Origin of the sequence: Helicobacter bilis (genome assembly GCF_900198365.1) — a bacterium.
GTDB lineage: Bacteria > Campylobacterota > Campylobacteria > Campylobacterales > Helicobacteraceae > Helicobacter_A > Helicobacter_A bilis_B.
In genome coordinates, this window is the sequence record NZ_FZMS01000058.1 from 1 (window position 1) to 21,660 (window position 21,660).

Sequence of the window (21,660 nt, forward strand, 5' to 3'; positions counted from 1 at the left end):
CAAGGGGGAGAAGATAGGGGATTGTAGAATCTTTAGTTAAAAGGAAAATTATGCTTCGGTTAATATGTGTTTGCTTATTTCTTGTTGGTTGTGCGACAAATACGGCAAATGTAGCAGAAAAGTCTCAAAATTCTTTCGTGCAAAACCCTGATTTAAAATGGACTAGAGTGCAAGCCCAGATACTTGATGATACGCAAAAAGCACAAAAGGTAAATCTACTTGGCAAGTGCTACTATCTCGAAGACAACAAGGTGTGCGAAACAATACTCGCACAATTTAATAAGGAATGTAACGCAGGTGTTGGACTAAGCTGTGGTATGCTAATTGTTGCAAGTAAAGATGCGCGTGGTGTCTCACGAGATCCTAAAAAAACGCTTTCTTACATGCGGCATGGTTGTTATTTTAATGATGAGTTAAGCTGTATGTATATGCGACAGCATTATCTCAGCAATAATCAAACACAAGAAGCTGATAGGATTCTAAAACACATACAAACACAATGCGATAAAGGCGGGGTTTTTGAGTGCTTTTTGCTTTCACTTGTGTATGAAAATAACGATTCTTTTGAAAAACAACGCGAACATATCTTAGAATATCGCAAGAAGGCATGTGATAAAGAGTTTGCCATCGCTTGTGCTTATATGGATTCTAAATCTCTTAGTAAGCAAGACTATGAACATTACCAAGAAGTAGCATGTGAATTAGGCATGCTTGCAGCATGTGATGCAAGAAGAGAATCTATTGAGCTAAACTCGCGTATGCAACACGGACGACTTTATCGCATTTGGTAGTTTAGACTATTATGTTTAGATTCTAAAAGTTGTTTCCAAAAGGAATTGCGAATATTTGTTAATGTGTTATCATATTTAGAGTACAAAATTATGTTACACTATATTTGTCCTTTTTTAGTTATTGACGAATGTTTTTTAACCACAAAATCTCTAAACTTTTTGCTATAATGAAAGTAATTCATTTTGAAAGAAAATCATGCGGAATATATCGTTATTGCTTTTGTGTTTTTATTATCTTAGCACTTATCTTTTTGCCAATAATGTCTCAACACAAGATTCTAAAATAGCACAAAAACAAGCCTTATTACAAGAAATAAACACGCTTACAAGTATGCAAACTAAGCCCATAAATACCAAAAAAGGCACACTCAAATGTGTTTTAACGCAAAAAGAAAAAGATTCTATAAAGCTAGTCTATCCAAAAACATTTTATGAATATTACAATGCTTTGCTTGAGATAAATCGCACAGATATGGATATATCAAAACTCACACAAGACTTGCTTATAGAATCTGTGAGATATAAGAATACACCATCGCTACTACTTGCCATGCAGCTGTATTTTAGTAAGCAGTGCGATAGGTGTGAGAGAGTGCGGGATTTTAGCGGATTTGATTATTATCGTGATAAAAAAGCCCCTATGCAAAGGCTACTTATGATTGAAGGTGGGGGATTTGAATCTTCTTATGCTTTGCTTGGCGAGGCGTTTTTATGTCAAGCCTTAATAACGAAGAATGAAAATGATTTTTTAATGGCATATAGCAATTTGATGATGGCAGGACTTCATACAAGGGCGATTAATGTTTTATTGCAAGGGCTAGAAAGCACAAGGGGCGATATGCTGTATTCAACCTTGCAGTTTTTAGTCTCATTTGATAGTGCGATACGAAAGCATGAGATAACCGCCCATTTTCTTAGAATCTTGCGTGTAAAAAGGGAAAATAGCTTTTTAAATCTCATGTCTTTACCTTATTTTAAAGATTTGCAAGTGCTTGAATATGGCATTGAAAGTAATGCGATTTTACAAGCCTTGCTTATGAGAGATATGGAAATGGGCAGGATTCTATCTGTATTTGATATGTTTGCCACAGAAGAAACAAAAAAGGAGTTTTGGGATAAGAAAAATCATTATTCCACTCTCATACATGCAGGAAATATGCGGATTTTAGAGAATGCCACAATAAAAGAGCTAGAAATATACTTAAAGATTCTAAAGCTTAAAAAGCGTATAAAAGAAGTAAATAGCTATCCTTTTGCAACGACTTATCGTTAAATAATAGAATCTTATTTTTTCTGCTTTAAATGATCTTTTATTGTTATTGAAAAATCAGCCGCATTAATGATTTTGTATTCCTTACAGCCAAGCTCCATGCCCAAATCACATGCTTTTTTAAAAAACTCTTTTGCTTTCAGTCTATCAGCCTTTAGTCCTATGCCTTCTTTATATGAAATTGCAAGGTTATAGCAAGACTGCTCTTCATCATTAGCACACGCTTCAAAAAAGATTCTATTCGCCTTTTTTATATCCGCTTTCACACCTAAGCCATTCACATAAAGCATAGCAAGATTATAGCAACTTGGCATAAAGCCTTTATCACAGCTTTGTTTATATGTATTATATGCTTGTGTGTAGTTTTCTAATATCTCATAGTTCAATGCACTCTCAAAACACGCCTCAATCACATTAGCATAGCAAGACTTTTTTAGATAAGGGATTGCATATTCATGCAAGTTGGCATTCATATAAATATGTGCGATTAAAATACAGCTTCTCTCTTCATTACACTCATCAACACTAGGCAAATCATCATCAATGATTCTAATACAAGCATTTTTATCACCATCTAAACACGCATATATAAGCTCTTTTTCATTGAGATTTGTTTGTGTTGCATTTAAGAGATTGCAGAATACAAAAATGAATGATATGAAAAGGTTACGCAAAATAACACCTATAAAGTGAGTTTATAAAGTGCTATTATATAACGAATTCTAGAATCTAAGCATGCAATCTGTCCCTAATTATGCTTAATAGCAAGATAATGCTAAAGTTAATAAAAAATAGTCGATATACTCGTCAGTGTTTTTGCTGCATAACTATGCGGATAAGCACAAATTGTTAATAAAGGATAAAAGATGACAAAAAAAATAATGGGTTCTGTTGTTTTAGCAGGACTTTTGGTAAGTGCAGCTCAAGCGGTTGAGGTAACACCTTTTGGTAAAGTGGGCGTTATGGGTAACTTTGGCTTTGGTGACGCAAATACATTAGCTGGTAAAAGCCTTACAGGATATGTTGGCGTTGTAGGACAGGTGGGCGTAGATTTTAACTTCAGCGGATTTAAGCTTGGTCTTGGTGCTATGGCTGGTTATGCACCACTTACAATTGGTGCTGGTGGTGATTTTACAAACAACGCATTTGTTGGTCATGGCGGTAAGCTTTTTGCAAGTCCTTATGTGGATCTCTCTGATCTTTATGTGGGCTATCAAGGCTCTGGGCTAGATTTTGCACTCGGTCGATATAATGCAAGTAAGATTCTAGCGACAGCAGAGTGGATTGGCGGACATAATCAAGGTTTTGCCCTTGCGTATCAATCTCAATATTTTGGAATCTGGGGAACATGGGTTAATGACTGGTTACGCGATGGATACAATGCAAGTGCTAGTCTAAAGTCTGGTGCTGATGGACGCTATGGTATGGATATTTCTGGTTTTGGTAAATATCCATCAAGCTGGAATAACTTTGGATTCAACAATGAGTTATTCGCACTCGGTTTGGATTTCAAATTTGGTGAGCATGTAAGCCTTAGCCCTTACGCACAATACTGGTCAAAAGTAGGCAATCACGATGTATTGCAGGCTGGAGCGCGTGCTATCTTTGATTTTGATTTGGGTGCGGTAAAATCTACTACGACACTTCGTGGTTTATGGTCGCATTTCTTTGCTAGTGGTGCAAATGGCTTCATGTGGCAAGTTGATGAAGAGTTGCTTTTTGTTGATATGATTAAGCTTGGTGGTGGTTATTTAAGCATTGGTAAGCTTGGCTTGAAGGACACAACACTTGTTGATAGGACAAGATTCTATGGGCAATATCTATATCCAGGAGTAGGATTAAATGGACTTAATGGCAACGGTGTATATAATGGCACTGGACTTAATCGTGGCTATTTAAATGCTGGTGTGGATACATGGTATGTATTTACAGGATTAAAGCTTGGCGAGACACTTGATTTTGATGTGCTTTATGCTGGTGGCGATTACAAAGAATTCTCTGCTATTATCAACTACAACATTTTAAGTAGTGGCAACCTTGTATGGTCTGTTGGCGGTGGTTTTGTAAGCAATGGCTTTGGTAATGCAAACTCTGGTTTAGCTTTCACAAAGCTTAAATTCTAATAACATAATCACTCAAAGATTCTAAGCTTCATTCCTTGCTTAGATACTCTATGTAAATAAACCCTAGAGACGAGGAGTCTCTGGGTCTATTGAAATTTATGGGTAGCACCAGGTTTCTGCTTTAAATTTTTTACTTATAGCTCAAAAACAATGTGAGTTTTTAGCAATTACACTAGCACACATCAGTGTAGTCATAGGATCTTTTATAGAATCTTATTGCTGCACTGCAAAACAATTTGAAAACTTGCATTATCATAGAGCATCTACCTCATTCATATACTCTTGCAATATCTTTTTTGCTTCATCAATCTCTATATCTTGTGGTAAGAATAGTGGTTCATGTATATAGTAATCAATGCGGCTAAAAGGCTTTGGAATGCAGAATTTATCCCATGTTTTTAGCTCCCAATATGCACTAGGTTTTACTCTACAACCACAGATTCCAACACCACTCCGCATAGCCATGAGTAAGATCCCATTTGCAATGCTTTTATATGGACCTTTTGGACCATCGGGGGTAACGGCCACATCTTTGCCTTCTTTCAATGCTCTAACTGCTTGTATCAAAGCCTTTGTGCCACCTTTATGTGTGCCTGTGCTACCACGGATAGATTCTAATCCAAACTGCTCAAAATACTGCTCCACCATTGCCCCATCATTATGTGCGGCAGTGATTAAACACATATTTGGAATCTCTCTAGCATTTGCGTAAAGATAGGGCATCATTAAGAAATTGCCATGCCATAAACACGCGATGAAATTATTATCCTTGACATAATCAGTGATATGAAATCTTTTACGGCATGTTATATTGATAGTTTTTGATATAAATAGCATAACCTTATGTATGTATCTGCGTTTTAGCTTCTGCTGCCGTTCTCTTGTAAGGAATCTATCAAAAAAAGACATTCAAATACTCACTTTTCTATGCTTTTACCAAAAAGCGTGCTACCTACAACTTTTGTAATCTCTATATCCACAATAGCACCCATATCGATGAAGTCATTCTCAATTCTAATCAATCTGTTTGTATCGCTTCTGCCCTCACTAAAAGTCTCACTCAGTGATTTTTTATTAGAATCTATTAGCACTTTATGAATCTTTCCTAGCTCTTTTTGGCTATTTTCCTGCAAAATCTCTCTGTGTCTTTGCTGCAATATCGCTAATCTCTCTTTTGCTACTTCCTTTGGCACACTATCCTTATCTCCCCATGAATGCGACAGAGTATTTGGACGCGGTGAGTAAATAAAGCTATACATTGTATCAAAACGCACAGATTCTAAAACGCTCATTGTCTCTTTAAAATCATCATCATTTTCACCCGGAAATCCTACGATAATATCTGTGCTAATGCATACATTTGGACTTTGCTTTTTTAAGTATGCAATGCGGTCTAGATACCATTCCTGCGTATAGCCACGCTTCATTGATTTTAGAATCTTATTTGATCCGCTTTGCAGGGGGATATGTATGCTTTTACAAATCTTTGGATTAGAGGCAAACTCATCTAAAAAAGAATCATTCATATGCAAGGGATGCGGACTTGTAAAGCGGATACGCTCTAAGCCATCTATCTTGCTTAACTCCCTTAAAAGTGTAGTGAAATCAATTTTTTCATGTGGTGTGCTAAACCTTACGCCATAGTTATTGACATTTTGTCCTAATAATAGAATCTCTTTAACACCATTTTTAACTAATTTTTGTGCTTCTTTATAAAGCAAATCAAAAGGGATAGAGATCTCTTTACCACGCGTAAAAGGCACAATGCAATACGCACATTTTTTATCACAACCGATGGAGATATTTAGCAATGCTTTAAATCCGTTCTGCTTAGAATCTGAAAAAACATAAGTGCTATCATCATGGCTTGTATCAATCTCTACTAATTTTGGCTTATATATAATGCTTGTGATTTTAGAGATATTTCTAGCACCTAAGACAAAATCTACATGTGGCGATTTTTTGATAATCTCATGTCCCATAGCACTTGCCGTGCAGCCGCACACGCCAATCTTTGCCCCATCTTTTTTATGCTTTGCAAATTGTCCTATTTCACTAAATAGCTTTTGTTCTGGCTTCTCTCTAACAGAGCAAGTATTAATGAGTATGAGATCTGCTTCTTGTATATTCGCAGTCAAGCTATACCCCTCTTTATCTTGCAATTCTGCAATAATATGCTCACTATCACGCACATTCATCGCACAGCCCAATGTTTCTATATAAAGCTTTGGATTGCCTGTCTTTGTCTGCATGAGATTATTTCCTTATAGTGATGTTAGATTTATATGAATTGTTTATAAAGTTCGATAGAATTATAGAATCTTTGTGTTATTAAAAGCTTAATGGGAGTTTTGTGGTTCTTATTTTGTGGCGTGGCTGTTGTTTGACAGAGATTTGTAAATGTAAGGTCTAATTTCTGTGCTTTAACATCTTTTGTGTGTTAATTCTAGGAAACTAAATCAACAAAAAGTGCTTATCGCCTATACTGAAAAAATATATAAAATCTAAACATGGAGTTTGGGTTACTCACAACACATAATTCCTTATTGAGTTCTTTTGCTATAAGGGCTGCTATTTCATTCTTACCCACACCTGCTTTACCATAGAGAAAAATGCTAGGGCTTTTTGCGTTTTTACAATAGTTTAGCAGCATATCTAACTTTTTTTCTTTCATATAGCTAAAATCCTTTTTTTCAAGTGTGCTTTTAGGGTAGATTCTAGCGATTCTTTTCATCATCTCTTGCTTACTAAAAGGCTCTATCATAAGTCTTTCAGTAAAGCTTTCTAATTCAAACTCACCATATCTATGCCTATCACTAATAAAACCAAACTTTCTAAGTAGCATATCTATCATAAGTAGCTTTTGAATCTTTGTGTGGTTTGTCTTTAATACACTTGCTAAAAGCAAACAAAACTCAAAATAATCAAGCTTATCATCATGGTATCTATTCATCTTATCAAACAAGCCGATGATGTATAAAATATTTGTTTCAATCTCACTTAGTCCAAAGCACTCTTGCAAAAGGGCTAGATTCTTACGCACAAAGGATTTGGGCTTTAATATATGAAAATGCGTTAAAAGATGGGGCGTGATAAACTCTGCCACCATAGCTTCATCGCTAAAATCAGCTAAATTTGCATTAAAATTTTTTCTAAAGAGTTTGAAGCACTCATCAAAGTCTGTGGTGCGTGGGAAAAGAGACATAAGATGTGCGACAAAAAGCTTTTTATCATAGTCTTTGTCGTTGGCTATGGGCTTAAAAGGTAAGAGCTTTTGCAGGGCTTCTTTGTTAGAATCTACCAGTGTGCCTTCCATTTTTTTATTGCTCTTAGTCTTTTTGCTTTATATTTGCTTACAGCCCAATTTTTTCTTTGTGCTTGTGTTATCATAACCACTCCTTGTGTGTATTTCAAAGTGAAGTATCGCTTTGTTAAGTGGAGTTATAGCACATCGCTTTGACAGCGTTATGACAAAGGATTGGGATTTTTGGAATCGTTGTGGAGTTTTAGTTTTTTTTATTTTTGGGTGGGTTAGGGCGTAAATTTTACAGAATCTAAATTCTTGCCCACACTTGCAAAAATGGCAATGGGGCAATCTGCGTGAGCAGTTCTCTATAAAAATTCTTTGAAAAACTCCCTAGCCCATTGTGTGAATTTTTCATTTTCTTCTTCTATGCGTTTTTTGCCAAAAGAAGGAAGTTCCTCTGCAAAGCTCCTGTTGTAAGGTATTTTAGATTTCTTATAAGCCTCTTTTTTAACCTGTGCTCCACCATCTTTTATTTTTGAATTTAGTCCTCTTTCTAAAACAAGTAAATTTCCAAAGTAATTTTTTATGCTATTGAACTCATCATCAGTTTCAAAACCATATTGTTTTAGCGAACCATTTTCAATCGCATTGAGTGGGACAATATGCTCTATCTCATAAGACTGCATTGTTTTGTTTGTATCTTCATTAAGCAAATCATTAAAAGCTCTCGCATCCATATTTTCACAACGATAAGTAAAAAACAAATAGTGAAAATATTTACCCCAACCATAATTATCTTTCGCCATATCTCTAAGCGCATCATCAATACTAGAATATCCACCTTTAGCACATTTTTTGCAATCTTGTAGCACTCTTTCTTTAAAACTAGTTTTATCGTTAGCAACTTCATAAAGTTTATATGCCCTTGAATCATTACTTGAGTTACAGCCATAGAAAAATACTTCAGCCTGTGCCAAAAGCCTTAAACATTCATCATCTAAAATCCCATTTATCTCTAACCTTACTAATGATGAGTAAAAATAAGGATTAATTTTTAAAATATAGAGAAGTTTAAAGGCTTCCGCACTTGTTTCTGTCCTTTGCATAACGCGATAAAATGCTTTGAAAAATTCAAACAAATCACTAGAATATGTGTCTATGTATGCTAATAGCTCTTGTGGATTTGCTGTTTTGGATTTTAATAGCCCTTTGATTTTGTTAAACGATTCTTCTGCACCATATCTATAATGTCCAATACTTTCTTGCCCCAAAGCGTGGTAATTAAAAATACGCATTTCTACTTCCTCGCTAAAATCCCTATCAGCGAGCGATGAGCTAAGCTTGTGATTTCGTATTTGTGTAGCGATTTTAAAAATCTCTCCAAATCGTTTATTGATTTCATTATCAAGCACACCATTATCATCGCTATATTTATTAGAATACAAAATAAGCAAGGCTTTTAACTTATCTAGCAAAAAAAGTGGCACACCCCTATCATTGACACTTTGAAATGTGCGTATAGCACGCCCAGAATCTTTTTCTTCTAACCACATAAGCACCATTTTATCAAGCACTGAGAGATACTCTTTAGCTTGAGTGGATTCTAGCTCACACACGCGATCCCAAATCCTTTCAAATACTTCATATAACCGCTTTTGCCCATCTGTCTCAATCCTATCTTTCAGGCTTGTGTCGCGTTTATTGTTATCTGCTTGTGTAAGCAGTGCTTTGAAAAACTCTTGATTGGCAGGGGCAACTTGTAACCTAAGATTATCATTATCATCAAGAAAGTGATTGATATTCCTTTGGGGATTTTCTGTCCTAGCGTTAAGGGCATAGCGGAGCATAAAGATCGTCGTGCCTCTTTGCTGCCCATCAATGATATGATACACATCGCTATTTGGCTCTTTTGCCACAACAATCGTGCCTAGAAAATGCCCCATACTATCACTGCTTGCATTTTTTGCTTCTAGTAAATCCTCCCACAAATCATCTATATTTTTCGTTTCCCACGCATAGTCTCTTTGGTATTTAGGGATAGAAAAACACTTGTTGTTAAAAATATCTGCTACAGTCTTTTGCATATTTTTACTCCTTAAATGTAATGTGTGAATTATAATCAAAAAAAATAAAGCAAGGGATTAAAGTCATTTTGCCCTCGCTTTTTTCGTGCTTCAATGTCAATGTTAAATTCCCTAAATCTCTCTAAAAATAGTCTTAGATTCTCATTTCTCATTTGCACTTCCTTATAAATGATTATGTATTGTATCACATTTGCGGCGGTTGCTTCTGTGCTTTTAGAATCTCTATGCGCTCATCAATCTCTTCATACATATACTCCCAACTAATGAAGCGAAAATATAATGAGCTTTCAATCTCTGCTATAAGCGTATCATTGCATTGTATATCCGCTTTAATAAAGCATTCAATTACCTTGTTTTGGTAAAAGTCCCCATTTGTTAGCCACTGCTTTGTGGCTATATCAAAATGATGTGTTGCCTCATTATTGTATTCATCATACGGATTCATAAAATCGCTGTGCTTACGATGAGAATCTTTTGTCTTATCTTTATCTGCCATTTTGCCCCTTTACAAATTACTATTATTCCACAAGCTAAACACTTAGTGTTACGAGAGCTATGCCTTGTGCGAGTTTAGCTTGTGGATTGTCTTTGAGATTGCCCTGTGTGTCAAACTCATAGCGATTGCCATTGTAGAATACATAATATTCCAAAATATTGCCCCAAACGGGTAGTTTGCCTTTGTTTTTAGCATAGTGTGTTATCACCATTCCCCTTGCCATTTGTAAAATCTCCGCAAGGCTTAAATCCACTTCTTTATATTCTGGGCTAAATCCAAGCCATAAAAGCTCTTGGGCTATTGCAAGAATATGAATGGGTCTTGTGTTTGCCCCGATACGAAAATCCGTTTTGACATAAATGTGGGCTTTTCTTAAGATTCTAAGATGAGTAAGCTTAGAGATAGAATCTTGTAAAACTGCTTCAAACTCGCATTGATTTACGCCTAAATCTTTTTGAGAATGTTTGGCTACTGCTAGAAAAAACTCTTTTGAGCCATACACTAAATCATAAGAAAATGTGTCTAAAAACTCTAGCAAATGCAAGGAGTCACAAAAGCATTGTTTAGCCTTTTGTGCCTTAGAGCTATTGTGATAGCCTAGAGTTTTCATATCGCATTCTCTAAGCCAAGATTGCATATAGGAAAATAGATTTTCTTGTGTGATTTGCATTTTCTCCCCTTTGTTGTGTTGATGAGTGAAGTTATAGCACAGAGCTTTGACAGCATTATGACACAAATAGAGGTTTTTATAGAAATGGTGCGTAATATGAAGCAATTGAAGCGATGGATTATAAAGGGCTATCAAGGGTTATAAATTGCAGGGGCAGAGAAATAGGGCGTATTTATGACATAATTCACACCCAATTTTCTATTTTTAGATTCTTAACTCTTTGAAACTCTTTTGTGTTGTTTGTAATAAGTGTTAAATCATTTGCAAGATCTACGGCTGAAATAAGCATATCCATAGCACCTATGAGAGACTTTTTGTATTCTAAATCTGCTCTAATTTTTGCATATACAAGTGCTTCTTTATGTGTGAAATCTATTACTTCAAGGTGTGTTAGGAATGTATCAAGGGCATTTGTATTTGCTTGTTTATATTGAGATTTTTCTACACCAAAGTATAATTCAGCTACACTGATAGAGCTTATAGCAATATCATTTATCTTGTATTGTAAGAATTTATCTTTAATGTGTTGGGGTTTATTATTGATAGTATAAATACATATATTTGTATCAAGCATTATTTTTGCCATTCTCTATCCTGCAATATAAGTTCATCTCGCTTTATTTCGCCCTTAAAGCTATCTATTGCTGAAAATAGACTATCCCAATTTGAGTTAGCTGGTGTTAAAACAATGCTATTATTGATTTGCTTTATATCAAGCTCGCAATCCTTGGTAAGATTTAATGCCTTTGGTAATCTTATCGCAAGTGAATTACCACTTTTAAACACTTTTGCTTTCATACCTAACCCCCAGTAAATATATACAACAAGTATATACAAAATTTTTAAACATTGTAAGACAAATCCATTTGACAACATTATGACAAAGTAGAAAATTTTATGGTAATATGCCCCACTTTTTATTAAAAGGATAAACAATGCCCTTGCACGACTATGAAACAAAAATGGCTCGTATCAGTAAGATTTTTGCAACATTACACAACCCTGAAAATAATGGAGTGATATGTGCGAAAGAATTAGCTAAAGAGTTTAGCGTTAGCCTTAGGACATTGCGGCGAGATGTAGAGAATATGGGTGCAGAATATAGCTATAAGAAAGATAAAATCTATTTTCATGGGCACTACACAACAAAAGAAAATGATGAATTATCAATGGCATTTTACTTCTAAAAAGCTTTGCTTATAGTATGGGTGGGACTACAAAAACACAAATGCTATCCCTGCTTGAAAGCTTAGAATCTAAAAGCCAACCTAAACAAAGCACAGATATATTTTTCACTCGCTCAAATTTAGAAGAAATCACTCTTGAGACTGAATCTATTCTACTTTTACAAAAAGCTATTAAAGAGCATATAGTAATTAGCTTTCATTTCCTACAAGAATTTAGCAAGGGTGTTAAAACTCATACACAAAGAGAAGTATTACCATTAAAGATTCTAAACTTTAATGGTGAATGGTATCTTTTAGGATTAGAATCTAATATAATGAAAAAGTTTTATCTCAATAACATTACTGACATAAAAGAAGTAACACAAGGACAAAGTGTGAGTGAAGAAGTGTTAGGGCGATTAGATAATGCTTTAAATGCGTGGTTTGTGCCTGAAGCAAAGCCTTTATGGTGAGATTATGGATAGATTCTAAAGTCGCAAAATATTTTAAACGCAAGAAAATCTCACCAAATCAACATTTAATAGAACATAAAGATGGCAGCCTTGATATTACTCTGCATATTACAGATTTTATGGAGATTGCCCCTTTAGTGCTTATGTGGATTCCAAGCGTAGCAGTATTAGAGCCACAAGAGTTGAAAGATTTTATTAAAAAGAGTGTGGAGGAATATTTGAAAGTTTTGGAATTGTAGCTTATAGTAGATTTAAAAAAACTAAATCAACAAAAAAGCACCTATCGCCTATACTGAATAAAACATATAAAATCTAAGCATGGAGTTTGGGTTACTCACAACACATTTGGCTATAAAATAGAATCATATTAATGCTAAATATGCATGTAGTTATCGTATGTCTTGCATTACGCTAGAATCATCTATTTCAAATCGTATATATGTTTTTTGCGGATAAAATTTCATAGTGATATTATTTAAAAGTGCGTTTGGATAATAAAGATAGATTGCTTGTTGCATAGATTCTAAACCTATGCTTTGGCATTCATATAGCCATGCACTGCCATTGCGACTGCATTCTTTATAGAAAATTAGCAGTTGTGCTTTTTTGTCTGCTTGTATAGAATCATTTGAGTGCATAGAATCTCCCGTATGTATAGAATCTTGTGTTTGCAACAAATCGTTCTCTGCTAATCCAACGCTTTGCAAATGTATCAGCGGACTATAACAGCCAGAATACAGCAAAGCAGCACATAGCATAACTACAAAAAGCATTTTTGCAACAAAGTCATTTCGCATTTACATTCCTAATATAAGACATTTTTTCTGCCATATAAGCATATTATAGCTTTGCTGCCATATACCTACTTTTGTAAATGTGTGCTGCTTTGTATTCTTATATGCTTCCCTCAAAAGATTCTCAAAAGTGAGAATCTCATATTGTTTCGCGGCATTAAAGGGTGTGAAACTCGCACAGATTCTAGCGATCTCTTTTTGTGGTTTTTTTGGCAGTGTGTTTGGTAGGATTTGCAAAGCGTGCAGTTTGCCTAAAGATATAGATTCTTCAGTCCCCTTTACACCACAGCCGACAAAAAAACAAGCTAATATAATACATAAGATTCTAAACATATCCTAATAATATCCTAAAATTTTCCACCAAATACCACCGACAATGCCAAACACAAGCACACTCACAACACTCATCACAAAGCCTACTTTCCACCATTCTCCAACACTTGCATAACCAGACCCAAAGATAACTGGGGCAGTCCCTGTCGCATAATGCGTTAAACTCATCATAATATTACCTGCTGCTGCAAGCATTAAGGCATATAGCATAGGCGGTGCGCCAAGTGCTAAACCAGCCGCATAGAATGCCGCAAACACAGCAGCTATATGTGCCGTTGCGGAGGCAAAAAAGTAGTGCATATAAAGATAAATAAGCGTAAGCAACAAACACGCACCAAACCAGCCAAAGCCTAGTGCATTGATACCGCTTTCAAGATGTGTCGCATAATAGCTAACAACGCCCAACTTACCAAGAAAACTAGCCATCATTACTAACGCACTAAACCATACCACAGTATCCCATGCACTCTTTTCTTTAAGGATATCTTCCCAAGTGAGTATGCCGCTAATAAGGGTTAAAGCCAGTCCCAAAAACGCAACTGCAGCAGGGTCTATCTTAAAACCAAAAAACTTACCAACTCCAGCCCATAGCATAAGCATAATGGCAAATATACCAAGCACGACTTTTTCCTGCAAACTCATAGGACCCATTGCATTTAGTTCTTTTGTAGCCATGTCTTTTGCGTTTTCTGTCTTTTTTATTTCAGGGGGATAGATAGCCCACACAACAAGCGGTAATAAAAATAGCACGACGATACTAGGCAAAAACATGGATAAAGCCCACTGCCCCCAAGTGATGTGCATGTCAATTTCTATGCCATGATTATTTGCTACCTCCACGATTTTATTCACGACCATAGGATTTGGTGCAGTAGCCGTGATAAACATGCCAGAAGTTATAGGGTTTATTTGAAAATTTACTAATGCAAGATATTTGCCTATTTTATTTTGCGTTTTTGTTTCAGGATCGGAGTTAAAATTATGTGCGATAGATCGCATAATAGGGTGGATTATCGCCCCGCCCCTAGCCGTATTTGATGGTGTAACAGGTGCTAAAATCGTCTCACTTACTACAAGAGAATAGGCAATGCCTAGCGTATTTTTACCAAAAAGTGATACAAAATAATAGCCGATTCGCTTGCCTAGTCCAGTTTTAATAATCGCACGACTAATCATAATCGCCACGCCTATCATCCAAATAAGACTCTCATTAAATCCACTCAAAGCATTTTTAATACTTGCTTTTGTATCACCGGGAGCTGTTACGCAAGTAATCGCTACAATGGCGATAGCTATCATGCTTAATGCCCCAATAGGCATAACTTTTAGAATAATCGCCAAAATTGTCGCACAAAAGATTCCAAGTAAATGCCAACCCTCTGCTTTCATACCCTCTGGTGCAGGGATAATCCAAAAAGAAATCATAATGCCTATACATACTAAACCATAAAGTATTGAAAGCTTTTTTTGTTTTTTATCTTGTATTTGCGCTCCCACATTGTCCCCTTTCATTCAAGATACTTAGCGTTGTATTGTAATATACATGCCAATAAAAGTGTATATGTTATGATATATTCTTGTCATATAAGTTTATAATTGTTGTTTCGTGCTACCACATGTAACATGATGGGGAAGATTTTACAGAATGGTTGCTATAACTTAACAAATGTAGGTTTTTGTATATCGCAGACATGAAATCTGTTTTACTTGATTCTATGATTTAAAAGAGATAAAACTATACACTGAATATAAAACAATATGAAACAGGGAGGCAACGACTGCTTTTGTGCTTAGCGTAAAATCTACCAAGGCTTAATCTTTTTGCATATATACACGACCCTATACATAAACACACCAAAACATCAAGGCATGGGGCTTACATCACAATTTATAAATCCCAGCTTAAACACAATGGGAGTTATTAATACTTCTAAACTGAGTTATATCAATCCACACTACGCACGACTTCTTGACGCACGATTGAAGCATCTTTGAGGCTTAATACGCCTTGTTCTATCAAGTCTTTAATTTTTTCATTGCTATATTTATTATGATTATAGGTAACTACACATACCTCATCGCCTTCTTGCAAAAATCTAGTCTCAGCAAACTCTGTATAGCTTGTCGCACCAATAGCTATAAGTATTTTTGATGGATAATCAGCTCTTTTAATAATCTCGTCAAGATTCTCTAAAACAGCATGGTCTTCTTGGGTATTGAGTTTTTTTACTATCCAATCAATCAGTTTTTGATAAAAGTAGCTATAATTTGTCAATTTTGCATTATCGCCATATTGATGGGCTTTGCCATCACAGATTAAAAAAGAAGTTAAGGAATAATCATCACAAATCCCACCTTTTTCAAACTTATCAATAGGAAGTCTCAATCCACAACCCTTTGAGGCTACTGAAAAATTCTTTTTTTGGCTAATCTTTGTAGCATTGCTATCATTTCGTATTGAAGTATCATCAAATGCCATGAAAAACTTTGGGATAAGCGCCTTTACCTTTCCTTGCTCATACACAACTTCACACTCAAGCCCTATTTCTGGCTCTGCTTGTGCGCGTAATCCTGTATCTTTTGGGAGTAGAATCTTTTTATTATCAATGCAGTAACGCCCTAAAAATGTATTATCCTTTGGAATGTAGAATGGAAATATGCCCTTTGGTGCGCCCTCTTCATCACTTACAACATGCACGAAATCACTCGCCTCGCCCGCTTGTTCTAAATGGTTTGCAAAATTACCTGCGATACCAAATCCTAAATACTCTTTCATTGCCCTGCTCCTTACTCTAAACAAAAATAAATACTAAATTGAAGTAAAATGCAATACATAAACACATATAAGGTAATAACACCTATGCCTTATACAAGCACAAAGTATAGTCTGTAATTTATGCAAAATTGTAAAAATTCTACATATAAATTTATCTTTTTAAAATAAGTGTATATTGTGGTAACATTTTACATCATACAAAAAGCAGGGATAAAAACAAATGTTTTTAGATTTTAATGCTAACAATATGCTATAATGCGGGATTTTACAAATACACAACACAAAAGGACACAACAAATGCTATCACGCTTTTATGCGATATTAGATTCTATATTTACAAAAACTACATTTTTCAACTATATAAAGGGCATTATGCTATGCTTTGTGCTATTGTGTATAAATCCACTTTTTGCGATAGATGAGATTCCAAGCGATATTGCTAATAGTGTTTTAAATAATGATGAAAATGATGAAGCCATAACTTCAACAGATAATACAGAACAAGCAAAGATTCTAAATATCACAACGCTAACAAATATAGATAGCCTAAGAGAGCAAACCCTATATGTAGGGCAATACATAAGCATTACTTATCGCCTTGTGCTACTAGATGAAGCACGCATTGTTTATACAGAATTTAACCCATCGCTTGAAGCACAAGATAAAAGTGCTAAATCCCAAAGTGTGCAACTCATAAAAGAAAGCGAATGGCAAAAAGAAGGCGACTACTACACTGCGACATATACCTTTAAGATTATAAAGCCAAAGGTAGTTATCCCCTCACTTGTAGCGCATGTGCAAAATAACTATTTACAAGATTCCATGCAAACAGATTCTATAAATCTTCAAGCACAAGCCCTAAATAAGACGCAAGGATATAGCGGCGTTGTGGCAAATAGTCTAAAAATTATTGATTACACTCTTGAAAGCTATGATGATAATAACAATATGATACTGATTGAGTTGGAAGGAAATGGAAGTAATTTAGAAGATTTTAGATTGCCAAATATTAAGGACCAAGAGTTTGGTCAAGGCACAAAGTTTAGTGATGAAGTTGCACGCGTTAATGTGCTTGCTAGGATTCCAAAAGAGCTAGATTCTATTGAGTTTAGCTACTTTGATATTAATAAGCATGAGTTTATACCTCTAAGCATTAAAAATGCGATTAATATAGAATCTTTTGATGATGAGATAAAAGAAGATCTTAATCCAAAAAGCTCATTTTTAAAAATCACAAACATATTATTATTTATCATACTTGGAATCTTTTTACTAATCACGCTTATAAAGCGTTCATATTTTGCTGCCATTATCTCATGTTTATTGCTTGGTTTTATTGTGTATAGAATCTTTTCAAACACTTATAGCATTAAAACACTGCCAAATGCACGAGTGCTGATACAGCCAACGCATAATTCAACAGAGCTATTTGTCATCACAAATCCAACAAAGCTTGAGGCAATAGATAAAAAGAATGACTATTATAAAGTAAATATTGATTCTAAAGTGGGTTGGATTAGCCGTAATGACACAAATAAGCGTTAGATTCTAGAAATTAAATAGAAAGGATAAATATGGAAAAATTACGCGGTTATTTTGCTACTTTCACCATAGCACTTGGACTTGCATGTATTATTCCCGTCATTTACTTATTAAAAAAAAGAGAGAATGGGAGATTAGCACGAAGATATTGTCAATACTTTTTCCCTGCAAATGGGCTAAAAATGGAGAAAGTGGGGGACTATGACTTGGATGCACAGCTTATCGTAGTCAATCATCAAAGCGCATCAGATATTATATGCCTTGAGGGAGATCACCCTTTAAATATTTGCTGGGTAGCAAAGAAGCAATTGGGCGAACTCCCATTTTATGGCTATGCTTTGAAATTACCTGAAATGATACTTATTGATAGAGAAGATAAAAAGGGGATTATCCAGCTTTTAAAGGAAGCAAAAGATAGACTTAGTCAGAAACGCCCCATTGTTATTTTCCCTGAAGGCACAAGGGGACCGGGAAAAAGGGCGTTTCTACCCTTTAAACCGGGAGCTAAAATCCTAGCTGAAAAGCTTAATCTAAGGGTGCAACCAATCGTATTTGTGAATACTAGAAAAGTATATGATAGCAATCCAATTAGTGTAAAATCAAATGTCGCACGAGTGGTATGTATGCCAGCTTTCACACCAGATTTTAATACAAATTGGTATGAAAAGCTTGAAAAAGATATGTTTGAAACTTATTGCAAACACTATGATGAGCTAAATCCAAATGAAGCGATAATGATTCCACAAGCCCATCTCATATAGAATCTTTAGCTACCGCTACAAGCCATTCTGGTGAAGAGTCTGCAAATAACACGACAGAAAACTTACAAGTTTCACAAACGAGACATAATAATTAACCCATATGAAAGCAGGGAAATATCAAGAATAAGTTTAGGGACTTTTTTTGGGGAATTATCGGAATTCAAACATAAGAAAATCAAGATATTCATTGAAATTAAAGTGCTAAATAACACATAGAAGATTCTAAAGTGCCAATCTGCTCACCCATTCTCACAACTTCGCCTGATTTTACACTCCAGTTAGCCTGTGCGATTAATACAATCGTAGAACCCATTTCAAAGTATCCTATCTCTTCACCTGCGTTTAATGCAATAGGCTTTTCATAGGTATAAACACAATCACCTTGTTTTGCATTTGTCTGTATCGCCTTATCAAATAAAAACTGCATTTTACCGACATTTAACGCACCGACAGCGACATAATACATAATGCTTTGATTATATTTACAACGCATTTTTAGCACGACTCGCTCATTTTGTATGAATAGATTCTCATTTTTATATAAACTTGCAAAATTCACCGGCAAAAGCTTACCAGAAAAATACTTTGCCTCTAGAATCTCTAAATCACATGGGGCATGATAATGATGATAATCTTTTGGCGATAAATAGAGATTTAAAAAACTATATGTATCTAAATCATGTGTTACACCAAGTAAATCAGTAACCTTATAGCTTTTGCCTTTAATCTGTAAGGCAGTCTGCTGTGTAATGCGACCAGATTCTGTAATAAGAGAATCTGTTGGGCTAATGAGATTAAAAGGGGTTGTATGCAGGATTCTAGGCTTTATAAGCTTTCGTGTAAAAAGTGCGTTTAGCGTAGGATAAGATTCTAAACTCTCAAATTCATCGAGTTTGATTTTAAAGAAATCAACATAAAAACGATTGATTGCATACTGCATACTTTTTGGGAATCTTGTATGGGCAAATCGCCCAAATAAACGAGAAATAACATTAGTTGATAGCACAAATATCCTTATAAAAAAATAAGACATAATTATATCATAGACTTTATAATATGACTTTCAAATAACATTACACCATTTATGACAAAAGAAAACTAAGCTATAATAAATCATATTATTTTGGAGTGAAACAATGATTTTTATCCTAGAAGATGAACATGCTATACGAGAACTTATTGAATACGCCCTAAATACGCATTCTCTAGAATCAAAAGGCTTTGCAACACCACGAGCTTTTTTTGAAACATTAAATGCTTTGAGTGAAGATTGTATGCCTGAACTCATCTTGCTTGATATGATGCTACCAGAGCAAGATGGCATAGAAGTCCTAAAGATTCTAAAGAAAAAGCAATCAACAAAGCATATACCAGTCATTCTTTTAACCGCAAAAAGCAGTGAGCTAGATAAGGTTTATGGGCTAAATATGGGTGCTGATGACTATGTAACAAAGCCCTTTGGAGTGCTAGAATTACTTGCTAGAATAAACGCCTTATTGAGACGAACGCGTGGATTATCCCTTGATGAATACAGCTTTCAAGAAATAACGCTTAATCCAAAAACGCGTATAGTTAGCTCTAATGGAGTGCCTATAAATCTTACTCATAAAGAGTTTGAAATGCTTATGCTATTCCTTGCTAATCCGCATTTAGTCTTTACAAGAGAGCAGCTTTTAGAATCTATTTGGGGTAGTGAGTTTCAAACACGCACAGTTGATGTGCATATCAATACCTTACGCACAAAGCTTGGGGAAAGTGGCAAATACATTCAAACCGTGCGTGGCGTTGGCTATAAAATCGCACAAATATAAGTGAAGTGAGTGGATTTTGCGGCAAAGGATCTTTTGGACTATTTTTATCGTATGCTTTGGGTGGGTATTGCTTGGATTATGGGCTAGTTTCATCTTTTTTACAAATATATTGAGATAGGGTTAAAGCAGCAGGGAATCTCTTATCTATCGCATATTAATACCGCTTATCGTGTAAGCCTTATAGATTCTCATGGTAAGGTTGTATATGATAATCTTGCATTAAAAGAAGCACTTGATAACCACACAGAAAGAATAGAGTTTAAAGAAAGTATGCAAAATGGGATAGCCCAAAGCTATCGCTACTCACAAAGTATGCAGCAAGAAATGCTCTATCATGCTGTAAAGATTATGCTAGATAGGGGGCTTATAGAATCTAGTGTGAGTTTAGAAACTAGCTCAAATTTTAGTAGGAATCTAGATTCCATAACCACCTTGCAAGGCGACTAAAAATAGCATTAATTCACAATCAAACGATTAAAAATCTCTTGAGATGGACGTGCATTTGAGCCTGTAATATCACGCATGGAATCAACTTGACTTTGTGTTATAGTCATCGTTTGCTTTAGCACAATCCATCTCACACCTTGTGAGCATGGTGGCGTTGTCAATGAGCCATCAAACTGATATGAAGTAAGATTGCTTGGTAATAGCTTGTGAATATCAATATTTGCGATAAAGTTTGCTTTGTCTGGTTGTGTCGGCAAATTTTTCACCAAAGTTTCAATAACGGGATTAGATCGCTCCTCTACAAAAAAGACCGCAAGGATTACCTTATGTCCTTTAGAATCTTCATGCAAAAATTGTGCTTCAAGTATGCCACGAAGTGAATCGATAGCATTTTCACCGGGTGTTTTAAAATATATTTCTTTTAGCTGATAGCGATTGCCATTCATTTCTAAAAAGTTTCCTTGTGGATAAATCATCTTAAAGGTATAGTTAGAAAGCATGAGATTTACTCCCTTTGCCACGCTGTATTTAAGCTCAAATTGTGCCGCCCCTTTACTCACATTTTTTGTAACGATATTTATGGGTGATTGCTGATTGCCTTCCGCACAGCCCAAATAAAGTGGATTAAGATTTGCCCAATACTGCGGTGCAGTATTATCTTTATAACTCCAGTTTTGCTTGTTTTGTGCGTATATAAACTGCGTAAGCGATAAAAGCACAAGGATATAAAGTCTCATATTTACTCCTTATATAGAATCTCATGTAGAATTATAAACTCTAAAAAAGAAGTTTTAGTCTTACCACACTTAGTTTCTACCCTATTCTCCCTTCATATTTCAAACTTCAGATTCTAAGATATCCCCTAAAACACCACCC

General features: G+C 35.3%; 26 protein-coding genes. 11 read left to right on the forward strand and 15 right to left on the reverse strand.

Features of this window, described 5'->3' with window-relative positions; translation table 11 throughout:
• Positions 1–50: 50 nt before the first annotated feature.
• Positions 51–791, forward strand: a complete 741-nt coding sequence (locus C6H08_RS07800; RefSeq protein WP_034565553.1) for a sel1 repeat family protein — start codon at positions 51–53, stop codon at positions 789–791.
• A 196-nt stretch (positions 792–987) separates the two neighbouring features.
• Positions 988–2,064 (forward strand): hypothetical protein, encoded by a 1,077-nt coding sequence (locus C6H08_RS07805; protein ID WP_233708532.1) that lies wholly within the window; start codon positions 988–990, stop codon positions 2,062–2,064.
• Between the two features lie 11 nt (positions 2,065–2,075).
• Here C6H08_RS07805 and C6H08_RS07810 read toward each other — a convergent pair whose 3' ends face one another.
• Entirely contained in the window at positions 2,076–2,735 is a 660-nt protein-coding gene (locus tag C6H08_RS07810; RefSeq protein ID WP_034565552.1) for a tetratricopeptide repeat protein, read from the reverse strand.
• A 192-nt stretch (positions 2,736–2,927) separates the two neighbouring features.
• On the opposite strand from C6H08_RS07810, the gene C6H08_RS07815 reads away from it, so the two are divergent.
• Positions 2,928–4,184: a hypothetical protein gene (locus tag C6H08_RS07815; protein ID WP_104686161.1), complete on the forward strand. Its 1,257-nt coding sequence runs from the start codon at positions 2,928–2,930 to the stop codon at positions 4,182–4,184.
• Between the two features lie 252 nt (positions 4,185–4,436).
• On the opposite strand, the gene C6H08_RS07820 is transcribed toward C6H08_RS07815, so the two are convergent.
• The 6 genes from C6H08_RS07820 to C6H08_RS12025 form a co-directional block, all read right to left on the reverse strand.
• On the reverse strand, positions 4,437–5,093 hold the full coding sequence (locus C6H08_RS07820; protein WP_034565550.1) for a lysophospholipid acyltransferase family protein: 657 nt from the start codon (positions 5,091–5,093) through the stop codon (positions 4,437–4,439).
• Between the two features lie 8 nt (positions 5,094–5,101).
• Positions 5,102–6,436: a tRNA (N6-isopentenyl adenosine(37)-C2)-methylthiotransferase MiaB gene (gene miaB / locus C6H08_RS07825; protein WP_034579522.1), complete on the reverse strand. Its 1,335-nt coding sequence runs from the start codon at positions 6,434–6,436 to the stop codon at positions 5,102–5,104.
• A gap of 221 nt (positions 6,437–6,657) precedes the next feature.
• On the reverse strand, positions 6,658–7,500 hold the full coding sequence (locus C6H08_RS07830; RefSeq protein WP_233708533.1) for a P-loop NTPase family protein: 843 nt from the start codon (positions 7,498–7,500) through the stop codon (positions 6,658–6,660).
• 296 nt (positions 7,501–7,796) lie between these two features.
• Complete coding sequence (locus C6H08_RS07835; protein WP_034579519.1) at positions 7,797–9,515, reverse strand: DUF262 domain-containing protein; 1,719 nt, start codon at positions 9,513–9,515, stop codon at positions 7,797–7,799.
• Between the two features lie 184 nt (positions 9,516–9,699).
• A complete protein-coding gene (locus C6H08_RS11535) occupies positions 9,700–10,011 on the reverse strand; it encodes a hypothetical protein (RefSeq protein WP_194145921.1) in 312 nt (103 codons plus the stop codon).
• 34 nt (positions 10,012–10,045) lie between these two features.
• Positions 10,046–10,681, reverse strand: coding sequence for a hypothetical protein (locus C6H08_RS12025; protein ID WP_233708534.1), 636 nt, complete (start codon positions 10,679–10,681; stop codon positions 10,046–10,048).
• Between the two features lie 21 nt (positions 10,682–10,702).
• Between C6H08_RS12025 and C6H08_RS12335 the strand changes: the two genes are divergently transcribed.
• Entirely contained in the window at positions 10,703–10,825 is a 123-nt protein-coding gene (locus C6H08_RS12335; RefSeq protein ID WP_267892893.1) for a hypothetical protein, read from the forward strand.
• Positions 10,826–10,865: 40 nt separating this feature from the next.
• Here the strand turns inward: C6H08_RS12335 and vapC are convergent, their stop codons facing one another.
• Together vapC and C6H08_RS07855 are read right to left on the reverse strand one after the other, a co-directional pair.
• On the reverse strand, positions 10,866–11,267 hold the full coding sequence (gene vapC / locus C6H08_RS07850) for a type II toxin-antitoxin system tRNA(fMet)-specific endonuclease VapC (RefSeq protein ID WP_034565543.1): 402 nt from the start codon (positions 11,265–11,267) through the stop codon (positions 10,866–10,868).
• Positions 11,255–11,479 (reverse strand): AbrB/MazE/SpoVT family DNA-binding domain-containing protein, encoded by a 225-nt coding sequence (locus C6H08_RS07855; protein WP_034565956.1) that lies wholly within the window; start codon positions 11,477–11,479, stop codon positions 11,255–11,257. The genes vapC and C6H08_RS07855 overlap by 13 nt, the downstream gene beginning before the upstream one ends.
• A 137-nt stretch (positions 11,480–11,616) precedes the next feature.
• On the opposite strand from C6H08_RS07855, the gene C6H08_RS12030 reads away from it, so the two are divergent.
• Genes C6H08_RS12030 through C6H08_RS12345 form a run of 3 tightly spaced genes read left to right on the forward strand, consistent with a single transcriptional unit; the run spans position 11,617 to position 12,559 of the window.
• Positions 11,617–11,868, forward strand: coding sequence for an HTH domain-containing protein (locus tag C6H08_RS12030; protein WP_233708535.1), 252 nt, complete (start codon positions 11,617–11,619; stop codon positions 11,866–11,868).
• 17 nt (positions 11,869–11,885) lie between these two features.
• Entirely contained in the window at positions 11,886–12,320 is a 435-nt protein-coding gene (locus C6H08_RS12340; protein WP_267892894.1) for a WYL domain-containing protein, read from the forward strand.
• A complete protein-coding gene (locus C6H08_RS12345) occupies positions 12,314–12,559 on the forward strand; it encodes a WYL domain-containing protein (RefSeq protein ID WP_034565542.1) in 246 nt (81 codons plus the stop codon). The genes C6H08_RS12340 and C6H08_RS12345 overlap by 7 nt, the downstream gene beginning before the upstream one ends.
• A gap of 150 nt (positions 12,560–12,709) precedes the next feature.
• On the opposite strand, the gene C6H08_RS07865 is transcribed toward C6H08_RS12345, so the two are convergent.
• From C6H08_RS07865 to C6H08_RS07880, 4 genes are all read right to left on the reverse strand, one after another.
• Positions 12,710–13,117, reverse strand: a complete 408-nt coding sequence (locus C6H08_RS07865) for a hypothetical protein (RefSeq protein ID WP_034565541.1) — start codon at positions 13,115–13,117, stop codon at positions 12,710–12,712.
• Complete coding sequence (locus C6H08_RS07870; protein ID WP_034565539.1) at positions 13,118–13,447, reverse strand: hypothetical protein; 330 nt, start codon at positions 13,445–13,447, stop codon at positions 13,118–13,120.
• A gap of 3 nt (positions 13,448–13,450) precedes the next feature.
• Positions 13,451–14,944, reverse strand: a complete 1,494-nt coding sequence (locus tag C6H08_RS07875; protein WP_104686162.1) for a DASS family sodium-coupled anion symporter — start codon at positions 14,942–14,944, stop codon at positions 13,451–13,453.
• Between the two features lie 448 nt (positions 14,945–15,392).
• Complete coding sequence (locus C6H08_RS07880; protein WP_034563867.1) at positions 15,393–16,223, reverse strand: DUF5718 family protein; 831 nt, start codon at positions 16,221–16,223, stop codon at positions 15,393–15,395.
• A 297-nt stretch (positions 16,224–16,520) separates the two neighbouring features.
• Between C6H08_RS07880 and C6H08_RS07885 the strand changes: the two genes are divergently transcribed.
• The gene (locus tag C6H08_RS07885) at positions 16,521–17,768 is read left to right on the forward strand and encodes a hypothetical protein (protein ID WP_034579390.1); all 1,248 of its coding nucleotides are present in this window, start codon (positions 16,521–16,523) and stop codon (positions 17,766–17,768) included.
• Positions 17,769–17,797: 29 nt separating this feature from the next.
• Positions 17,798–18,526 carry a lysophospholipid acyltransferase family protein gene (locus C6H08_RS07890; protein WP_034563862.1) on the forward strand — a complete coding sequence of 243 codons (729 nt, stop codon included), beginning with the start codon at positions 17,798–17,800 and terminating at the stop codon, positions 18,524–18,526.
• 193 nt (positions 18,527–18,719) lie between these two features.
• Here the strand turns inward: C6H08_RS07890 and C6H08_RS07895 are convergent, their stop codons facing one another.
• Positions 18,720–19,532, reverse strand: coding sequence for a phosphatidylserine decarboxylase (locus C6H08_RS07895; RefSeq protein ID WP_034563860.1), 813 nt, complete (start codon positions 19,530–19,532; stop codon positions 18,720–18,722).
• Positions 19,533–19,662: 130 nt separating this feature from the next.
• On the opposite strand from C6H08_RS07895, the gene C6H08_RS07900 reads away from it, so the two are divergent.
• Positions 19,663–20,337 (forward strand): winged helix-turn-helix domain-containing protein, encoded by a 675-nt coding sequence (locus C6H08_RS07900; RefSeq protein WP_034563857.1) that lies wholly within the window; start codon positions 19,663–19,665, stop codon positions 20,335–20,337.
• 270 nt (positions 20,338–20,607) lie between these two features.
• Complete coding sequence (locus C6H08_RS11320) at positions 20,608–20,784, forward strand: hypothetical protein (RefSeq protein ID WP_158656841.1); 177 nt, start codon at positions 20,608–20,610, stop codon at positions 20,782–20,784.
• A gap of 8 nt (positions 20,785–20,792) precedes the next feature.
• Here C6H08_RS11320 and C6H08_RS07905 read toward each other — a convergent pair whose 3' ends face one another.
• Positions 20,793–21,521, reverse strand: a complete 729-nt coding sequence (locus tag C6H08_RS07905) for a carbonic anhydrase family protein (RefSeq protein WP_034563855.1) — start codon at positions 21,519–21,521, stop codon at positions 20,793–20,795.
• Between the last annotated feature and the right edge of the window lie 139 nt (positions 21,522–21,660).